This window comes from Atribacteraceae bacterium, from assembly GCA_035477455.1.
Classification (GTDB): domain Bacteria; phylum Atribacterota; class Atribacteria; order Atribacterales; family Atribacteraceae; genus DATIKP01.
On record DATIKP010000166.1, the window covers coordinates 18,685 to 27,866 of the forward strand.

The 9,182-nt window shown below is 54.0% G+C and carries 7 protein-coding genes; 2 read left to right on the plus strand and 5 right to left on the minus strand.

The genetic code is table 11. The features are described from left to right. Window positions 1-565: 565 nt before the first annotated feature. Both VLH40_09990 and VLH40_09995 read left to right on the plus strand, forming a co-directional pair. On the plus strand, window positions 566-3,634 hold the full coding sequence (locus VLH40_09990; protein HSV32331.1) for a PAS domain S-box protein: 3,069 nt from the start codon (window positions 566-568) through the stop codon (window positions 3,632-3,634). Continuing rightward, on the plus strand, window positions 3,570-4,271 hold the full coding sequence (locus tag VLH40_09995; protein ID HSV32332.1) for an HD-GYP domain-containing protein: 702 nt from the start codon (window positions 3,570-3,572) through the stop codon (window positions 4,269-4,271). Before VLH40_09990 ends, VLH40_09995 begins: the two co-directional genes overlap by 65 nt. A gap of 280 nt (window positions 4,272-4,551) precedes the next feature. Here the strand turns inward: VLH40_09995 and VLH40_10000 are convergent, their stop codons facing one another. From VLH40_10000 to VLH40_10020, 5 genes are all read right to left on the minus strand, one after another. Continuing rightward, on the minus strand, window positions 4,552-4,887 hold the full coding sequence (locus VLH40_10000; GenBank protein HSV32333.1) for a topoisomerase DNA-binding C4 zinc finger domain-containing protein: 336 nt from the start codon (window positions 4,885-4,887) through the stop codon (window positions 4,552-4,554). A 615-nt stretch (window positions 4,888-5,502) separates the two neighbouring features. Beyond that, on the minus strand, window positions 5,503-6,423 hold the full coding sequence (locus VLH40_10005) for a hypothetical protein (protein HSV32334.1): 921 nt from the start codon (window positions 6,421-6,423) through the stop codon (window positions 5,503-5,505). A gap of 109 nt (window positions 6,424-6,532) precedes the next feature. Then, a complete protein-coding gene (locus tag VLH40_10010) occupies window positions 6,533-7,597 on the minus strand; it encodes an NmrA family NAD(P)-binding protein (GenBank protein ID HSV32335.1) in 1,065 nt (354 codons plus the stop codon). 14 nt (window positions 7,598-7,611) lie between these two features. Next, window positions 7,612-8,046 carry an SRPBCC family protein gene (locus tag VLH40_10015; protein ID HSV32336.1) on the minus strand — a complete coding sequence of 145 codons (435 nt, stop codon included), beginning with the start codon at window positions 8,044-8,046 and terminating at the stop codon, window positions 7,612-7,614. Window positions 8,047-8,051: 5 nt separating this feature from the next. Further along, the coding region (locus VLH40_10020; GenBank protein HSV32337.1) for an aspartate aminotransferase family protein at window positions 8,052-9,182 on the minus strand (1,131 nt) is incomplete at its 5' end.

The window sequence follows — 9,182 nt, forward strand, 5'->3', positions numbered from 1 at the left end:
TACACCTCCAGCATGGTCTGCTCCTTTTCCAGTCTCCTTTAAGTACTTCTCTTATATTAGACTATATCGGGGTAGTGATGAGTGCGGGAGGTGGGAAATTTTCTCCGTCAAAACGGGGTATTTTTATCCTGCCATTGGCACCAACAGGTAGACGGTTACCAGCCGGGGATCAAACCTTCTCCCGGGGGCCGGCCGGAGCAATGAGTGTGGTGCGGGTTTTACCTCCCGTTGCCGCAGGGTATCGGGAACCTCAAGCATGGCCTAGCGGGGGTCCGGTTCAGTGATGAATTCCCGGAGCTTTTTCTGAAGTAGCGGGGTACCATGCTCTTTGGCCATCGGATATTCCTCCTTACTAGAAGACTTGCTGTCGCTATCAATCTGCCTGGGGGAGTCTAGGGTAGCCTTTTACAGGGCATGAAATTGCGCACGGCAGGGTAGGTTATCATCGTTTTTCATGATAACATGATTGAGGAAAGACGGCAAAGGAATTTATGCCAGATAGAGAACTGGTAGTCTTCTTTTCCAGCGTAACCCTGGGGATATCCCGAGAAGGAGTGAAGTGCTCTTGCCTCAAAAACCGGGTGTTAGGTTGACAGTCGAATCGTTCCCTGATGCTTTCGCCTGCTGCGAAATCTTGACCGATCAAAACGGACTGCCCTACGACGCCCACTTTAAAGAGATCAATCAGGCTTTTGAGCGTTTAACGAGGCTTCCCCGGGAACAGGTCGTGGAGAGACTCATGAGCGAAGTGCTATCCGATGTCGGGTTTTCATTATCCGATTTGCCCGGGCTCCTGGAGAAAGTAATACAACAAAGGAAAAGTTTACGGTTCGAAGAGTACCTGGATCCCCTCAAAATCTGGGCTGAAATGACCTTGTTCTTTGATCGGGTAGGGTTTTTGAATGTTGCCCTCCGCGATATTACCGAATGGAAACAGGAACAGGAGACGCTCCCCATCTTAGTCCGAGCCTCCCAAGAGTTTCTCGAGATGGCCTCGGAAAAAATTGATTTTCAGCAGATCACCGAGAACTTACGACTACTCTCAGGAGCGAAATACGCGGCCTGTAACCTGTATGAACCGGATGGACTACACTCTTCCACCGTCGCTCTGACCGGAAATGCATCTCATTTGCAACGGGTAGCTATGATCCTTGGATACGATCCGGTAGGAAAACGTTGGGAAAAAGCCCCCGCAACAAAGATCGGTGACAATACGATCACTCGATTCGCGAATTTCCATAATCTAACCGACGGAATCATCGCTACAGCGATCGTTAGTCTCGTTGAAAACCTATTGTCCATCGGTGAAATATTCGTGATCAGGATCAAGCGAGAGCAAAAAACGATAGGTGATTTTACCGTGTTCATGTCCAAGGGGAAAACTCTGAAAAACCATAGTCTGGTGGAAATCTATACCCGTCAGGTCGGCCTCCTCATCACCCGGCAACGGGCAGAACAGACCAGTTGGGAAAGTGAAGGGAAGGTACAGACAAAACTCCCGAGCATTCTTTCACCGAAAGGCGATGTCGGAACTCTGAAATTGTCAGATATTATTAACATTGCCGAGTTTCAATCGCTCTTGAATGACTTCCATGCGGTGACCCGAGTCTGTATATCTCTACTCGACTGCGCAGGTCGAGTCCTGACCACCGCCGGTCCGCAAGAGATCTGCGCTAAGTTCCATAAGGCTCATCCTGTAACTGCCAAGCATTGTCTGGAAAGCGATACGCTTTTGTCCAGTGGGGTATCGGAGGGAGACTACAAGCTTTACAGGTGTAAGAACGGTTTATGGGATGTCGCTACTCCCATCGTCGTGGACGGAAGACATCTGGGAAACCTCTTCCTGGGTCAATTCTTTATAGAAGAGGAACCCATCGATTATGAAATGTTTCGCCGCCAGGCCCGCCTGTATGGCTTCGACGAGGAGCTATACATCACCGCCTTGAACCAGGCTCCCCATTTGAAACGGACAACTCTGAATTCAACCATAAAACTCTACATGAAGCTTTCTGGTATGCTTATAAAGACCAGCTACAGCAATACAAAGCTATCACGCTCCCTGACCGAACGAGGCCGACTGCTGCACCGGCTCCGAGAAAGCGAGGAACGCCTCATCGCCACCCTCCTCTCGATCGACGAAGGGGTAATCAGTACCGATGAAAATGCCCGGATAATCAATTTCAACACAGCGGCGGAAACCCTCACCGGCTGGACAGCGGAAGAAGCACAGAATCGTCCGGTAAGTGAGGTTTTTTCCCTCATCGATGAAAAAACCCGTTCTCCTCGTGAGAACCCAATTATTATCGCTTTACGGCAGGGAAGAGCCATCACACAAACGAGCCATACGATCCTCATTGCCCAGGACGGTTCCGAACGCTTTATCGCCGGCAAAGCCTCAATCATCCAGAATCGGGAGAAAGTATTAGGGGCGGTTATGGTATTCCGTGATCAGACTGATGAACGGGAGATCAGTCGCCGTCTCCAGGTCTCCTACGCCGCTATTGAATCTTCGATAAACGCTATCGCATTGGCCAAGCTCGATGGCTTATTGTTCTACGTAAACCCGGCCTTCGCCCGCCTGTGGGGCTATAGTCATACTACAGATATTCTTGAAAAACGAACCGAGCATTTTTTCGCACAACCCGCACAAGCCATTCGGATTGTAGATCGAATTTTAAAAGAAGGAACTTTTTTTGGGGAAGTTGCCGGTATCAGAGCCGACGGATCGAGTTTCGACCTCCAGTGTTCCGCCAGCCTGGTCCGGGATCCCGATGGAGAACCTTCATGTATAATGGGATCCTTCGTCGACATCACCGAACAACGGTATTTTCAAAGAGCCCTGCGTCACTCCGAAGAGAAATTCAAGCGGATTGTCAACAATATCCAGGATATCGTTTACAGTCTCAACGCGGCGACGGGGGAGTTCAGCTACTTGAGCCCGGCCTTCGAAAGGGTCCTGGGGTATTCCCTGGACGATATCAAAAAGATGGGTGGTAGAGTGGCTTTTATGTCCCAGGTGCTTCAAAACGACGCTTGTACCCAGCAAATGCTTAGTCTTGAGGAAATCAGGACAAAAAACATTAGAAAACAGGGACGATGTGAATCCTGGTGGCGGTGTAAGGACGGATCGCTGAAATGTCTGGAGGATATCTGGACCCCCATCTTCGATGGAGACTGTCTTATGGGAAGCGACGGCGTTCTACGGGATATCACCGACCGAAGGTGCGCCGAAGAACGCATCCGCCACCTCTCCTTCCACGACTCCCTCACCGACCTCTACAACCGGGCCTTCCTGGAAGCGGAGATGCAGCGTCTGGACACCGAGCGGCAATTCCCCATGGGGATCATCATAGCCGACGTCAACGGCCTGAAACTGGTCAACGACGCTTACGGGCATCAGGTGGGCGATCGGCTCCTCCAGGCTGCCGCCGCCGTTCTCAAACAGGTGTGCCGGAGCGAGGACCTGATCGGGCGCTGGGGGGGGAGACGAGTTTCTGATCCTCCTGCCCCGTACCGCTCAAGCGGAGAGCGAGGCCATCGCCCGGCGGATCGAGGAGGCTTGCCTGAAGGTGCAGGTGGACCACGTTCCCCTGTCCCTGGCTTTGGGTACCGCGGAGAAGACGGCAGTGTCTGAAGACTTCCCGGCTATTTTCCGCAAAGCCGAGGACCGGATGTACCGGCACAAGCTGGCCGAGAGCCGCAGCGCCCGCAGCGCCGTGCTCTCCGCCCTGCAAGAGACTCTCCGGGAGAAGAGCTGGGAAACTAAGGAACACGCCGAGCGGGTGGAGCGGCTGGCCCGGAGGCTGGGAGAGGCGGTGGGCCTCTGTGCCTCGGACCTCGACCGCCTGGCGCTCCTGAACACCCTTCACGACATCGGCAAGATCACGTTGCCTGACGCGGTCCTCAGGAAGCCCGGTCCTCTCTCCCCCGAGGAGTGGGTCTTGGTCCGCCAGCACCCGGAGACCGGCTACCGCATCGCCCGCTCCACCGATGAGCTGGCCCATATCGCCGAGGAGATCCTGGCCCACCACGAGCGCTGGGACGGGAGCGGGTATCCCCGGGAACTGGCCGGGGAGGCCATTCCCCTCCTCTCCCGCCTGAGCGCCATCGTGGATGCTTACGATGCCATGACCAATCACCGCCCCTACCGGGAGACCTTGCGCCCGGATGAGGCCCTGGGTGAACTCAGGCGCTGTGCCGGTACTCAGCTCGACCCGGCGCTGGTGGAGAGGTTTGTGGATCTTTTCCGGGACGCTATATCCGATCGGTAAAACCCGACTTCGCCACTTTAATGACGACTATGGTGGCACTATAAACCTGCCTTGCAAACTCTCCTTTCCTTGGGGGTACAGAGGATTTACCCGAGGAAGCGCAGCTTGGGTTTCCGGGGAGAGGTGAAGCGGACCAGGGTAGGGGAGCGTTTCAATCCGAAGGCCCGGGAGAGCTTCTTGGCTTCCGAAGACGGGATAAAGCCAAGTAAAGCATCTTACCGTCTCCCCCCATGACACACCAATAGCGGGAATAGAGGGGAGACGGGTTATAGCGGGTTGATCAACCAGACTCTTCCGAGTAATCTTCCGTGTACCGGCATTCCCCATTGGCATAGCCGGTACATCCCCAGAAAAGATGATTGTCTGATCGGCGGCTCTTGACCTGCATGGGTTTACCACAACGTGGACAATCCCTGGTGTCCCCCTCAAGTTGCTTACTACCCTTTCTGGCATTGTCAACCTGTGCGTGCCCCAGGTAATCTTCGGCATATCGGCACTCTTCAGTCGCAAATCCCGTACATCCCCAGAAGGGCTTCCCGTCAGACTTCCGGTGTCTTATCCGCATGGATCTCCCGCATTGCGGGCATTCCCGGCTTTCTTCTTTAGTCTTCTCCACTTCATCTCCTCCTCGTTAAATACAGGCTGTAGGTGTTTAGCGGTTCAGGCTTTAGATAATACCAACGCAAGTTTGATTTTGCTGCAAAAACTCACTTCAGCAAGACCCCGTTGCCCTCAGCAACGCCTCATCTGGCATTTTCTGGCACGCATCAATGACCACGTCCGGTTGCGGTGCTGCTGAAAAGGCCGTCCTTGGCCTTTTTACTTCGAAAATGCGGTGATTTCGGCGGCTGATTTAGGCAACTCAGGCCCAGGTTTCCTTCGTTCTTTTGCAGCAAAATTACTTATTGCAGTAGAATCAAGTTTTTGTTTTGCCTAAAAATCTACCGCCTATAGTCTGTATTTCTCAAAATTCGTTTTTCTCTCGCACCGCGGGATCACTTTGTCCCAAGAATTCCGGAGGCTTTCCCCGGTCATTTGTCATCTCTCATCGACCTACTACATCACCTGAAATGTAACCGAAGGAGATTGCTTCAAATCTCCCTACTCCTTTTCCAAAAAGCCGTCCGTCGGGTCCCGACTGGCTGATTTTCTTTTTAAACACCTTGACATGCCCCTGGTAAGATTTGGTTCCTTTTGATCCTTAGCTCAGAATAAGACCCTGTTGATTGCGTTAGGGTCTTTCCGCTCGGCCCAGACCGTCAGGGTGTTCCCCCAGGCAATCCCGGCCACTGAAAGAAAAGAGCATGGTTTCGTCAAAGAAATTGGCCAGACCGATCAGGGGTTCGGAACAGGCGGGGTCTGCCGACCCAAGTTCGAACAGAAGCACTTCCCCGCTCAGACTGCCGGTGACATTGCCAGCCATCCCGTTTTCCGCAGCAAACCTCCCTTCTACCCGGGAACCCCGCTGCCTAAGATGGAAAGTGACGGTGGTCTCCGGCATCGCTTCACTGGCCATACGCCCCCGCCATAGTCCATCGATGCTAACGGTGGGTGGAAGAGAAACAGCGGTGAGAACTTCTCCCGGAGACAAGCGACCCAGGCTCTCGAAAAAACGGACGATGGTACCGGTGATCACCTCGGTGATTACCGGTACGTCCATGACGCTCCCATCAGTGGTATGACCACGAAAACCGGCTGCATGACCGAATTCGTGAAGAAGGATCAGGAATGGGTCCTGGCATCCAGGTTCGGGATTGACACGGACCTCTGAGCGAATAATCCGATTCTCCGCGTCCCGCCAAATGGCGGCCAGACCACAATATCCATCCCGCCCGAGCTCGGGGTCGTAACTCACTCGCAGCGGGCTGGTTGGATTATCGGTCAAGCGAAACCGGAGCCACTCTCCATGGACTTCGTTCCAACGATGGATAACCTCCGGGAGACGGGGATGACCGGTGGTATCGTAGACCTCCACGATGGAGGTAGCCCACCGTATGACATAACGGCCACCCCAGCCATATCTGGCCACCAGCCTAATATCGTCAGACGATAGCGGCAAAACATTTGGGACTATCGTACAGGAAGTGAACAGGCCAATCATCAGGTGAAGCGCAATACAAAGGACGAGAAGAAGCCGCCAAGGCAAAACCATTATCATCCCCCCCCTAATCGTTAACACCAGGAAAACACCCAACGACTCTGTTCCCGATCTCCTGGTGTACCTGGGTTCTTAACCCGGGCTAAGACCATCTCTTCGTTCCTTAATAGGCCTTGCGTATCCGTTCGATTTCTTCGTCGCTCAATTCTTTCCCGAAACCCCGCAAGCCGGACACCCGAAAACCATGCCTGCCGGCGATTCGTTCGATCTCTTCCACTTTTTCCACCACGACTTCCTTACCCAGGGTATAGTCCTCGTAGCGTTCTTCCAGCACCAGGGCCATCGTTTCCGCCATACAGGCATAGGATTTTCCGCGAGGATAGCCGAAATCCATGCCGAAGTCCGGATTCCCCGGCACATCAACCACCCCACCCTCGATGACCAGGACATCTTGTCTGGCTTTGACCACTTCTTCGGCGATATTCCGGGGACGGGAGACATCGCAAATCACCGCTCCCCGCTCGATCCACTCAGGCTTGACAATGCTTTTCACCGCCGAGGTTACGGTGATGATCACCCGGGCCCCCCGAATCCCTTCCTCAACCGAAACAGACCCATCGACCGTCCTGCCGCCCGCTTCCCGAACTTCCCGCTGGATTCGTTCCGTTTTTTCCCAATCCCTTCCCACCACCCGGACGGTTTTCCCTCCCCGGGCCAGCACGAGCGCACAAGCCCGGCCGATGGAACCGGTCGCCCCCACCACGGCGATTGTTTCCCGGTCCAGGTCTATGTCCACTTTGGGACAGGCAATCCGCAACGCTTCAAGAGCGGTGGCCACGGTATAGCTGTTTCCGGTGGTAACGTTGATATTCAGTCCCTGCTTGGCGGTGATCCCTCCATCGCCGGCCACAGAAGTAAACGCCCCCAGACCGATCACTTTCGCTCCGTATTCCTCGGCCAACCGCCCGCATTCCCGGATTTTTCTGGCAACGTAGGCATCAGAATACTCCAAAAGGACCCGGGAAGTCATGGGCAACCCGACGAACCAGCCCTTGATCTCTTTTCCGTTGGCCTGCGAGACGATCCCGCGTACCTCAGATAGGATAAAGGGCTTACGGCGGGCGGCCAGGGCTTCCACCAGCCGACCGGGAACCAGGCGCAGAGGTTTCAGGTGATCCTTGATATCCTGGGCACTGAAAGCGTGGATTATAAAGGCGAAACTGTCCATACGATCCTGTTCACTCAGGCATCCAGAATCTGTTGGAGGGCTTTCAGCATGCTTTGGGAGTTCTCGGTCATTTTCTTTTTCAAAAAAGCGTTGATCAGGGGACCGATCAGAGGCAATCCCAGGTCGTACTCGAGCTTGAGTTCAATCCGGGTTTTCTCGTTATCAGGCAAGAAACGCCAGATCCCCTGGTATTTCTTGAAATCTCCTTCCAGAAGGTGGAACCGGCACTCGCGTTTCTCGTCGTCCCAGATGTCCCGCTCCCGCCACTTGACTTCCCGTCTCTGGAACTCACCCTTCCAGAAACTCTCCACCTGGTTACCCTCCCGAGATAGAACCCGGACTTCCTTCAGGTCCGGGAGAAACCTGGCCAGGGCCTCGATGTCTTTCGCTTTCTCATAGACCATGTCCACCGGCCAGTTCACCACCAATGCGGTTTCGACTTCGGCCATTTCTTTTACCCTCCTATCTCTTCTATAATGCTCCGAACCACCTTGAGGGATTCCGTAAAGCGGACGAGAATCGTGTCCATTTCTTCCCGGCTGACCGTCAGCGGCGGTTCAAATCGGATCACTTTCCGGTTGTCCAGAGTATAGGCGACCAGGACCTTGCGCTGCGCCATTTCCATAGCCAAAAGGCTTGAGACGTCGGAATCGGGAAATTCAATACCGATCATCAGACCCATCCCCCGTACATCCCGGATGATTTCCGGAAAATCGGCCTGAATGGACCGCAGTCTTTCCAGAAGATACCTCCCCTTTTCCCGGGCCTGGGTACACAGATCCTCATCCTCAATAATCTGCAAGGTAACCAATCCGGCCGTACAGGCCAGGGGATTTCCCCCCAGGGTCGAAGTATGAATATAGGGATTATCCTCAAACACTTTCCAGATTTCCGCAGTACTGATAAAAGCTCCCAGGGAAAGCACTCCACCGCCCAACCCCTTGGCTAAAGTCATGATGTCGGGAACGATGCCGTACTGTTCACAGGCAAACATGGTCCCGGTCCGAGCCAGCCCGGTCTGCACTTCATCGAGGATCAGGAGACAACCGTTTTGTTGACAGATCGCGCGTACCTCGGGAAGATAGTCTGGGGTAGCGATATTGATCCCGCCTTCTCCCTGAACTACCTCCAGGATCACCGCCGCCGTATCCCGGTCAACTGTTCGGGCCATAGCCCCGATGTCGTTGAACGGGACCTGAAATGTCTCGGGAATGCATGGTTCGAAGGGTTTTTTGTAGCTGTCTCGTCCCGAGACGCTCAAGGATCCCATGGTCTTTCCATGAAAGCTATCGAGAGCCGAGATCAGCTTTTTCCGGCCGGTATAAAGCCGAGCAAGTTTGATCGCTCCTTCCATGGCCTCCGTGCCGCTGTTGCAGAAAAAGGAATATTGTAATTCTCCGGGAGTGACTTGGGCCAGCTTTTCGGCCAGGTCTGCCTGCTGTTTGTTGAACAATGTCCGGGTGGATAGCGGTAGACGTTCCAATTGTTCTTCAACCGCTTTGATCACCCGGGGGTGATTACGGCCCACCGTAAACACTCCGAAACCACCCAAACAATCAAGGTAGGGCTGACCGAAGATGTCATA

Coding starts and splice junctions, on each gene's coding strand:
- VLH40_10005 (HSV32334.1), bottom strand. CDS start 6,423: ATGGTTTTGCCTTGGCGGCTTCTTCTCGTCCTTTGTATTGCGCTTCAC.
- VLH40_10010 (HSV32335.1), bottom strand. CDS start 7,597: ATGGACAGTTTCGCCTTTATAATCCACGCTTTCAGTGCCCAGGATATC.
- VLH40_10015 (HSV32336.1), bottom strand. CDS start 8,046: ATGGCCGAAGTCGAAACCGCATTGGTGGTGAACTGGCCGGTGGACATG.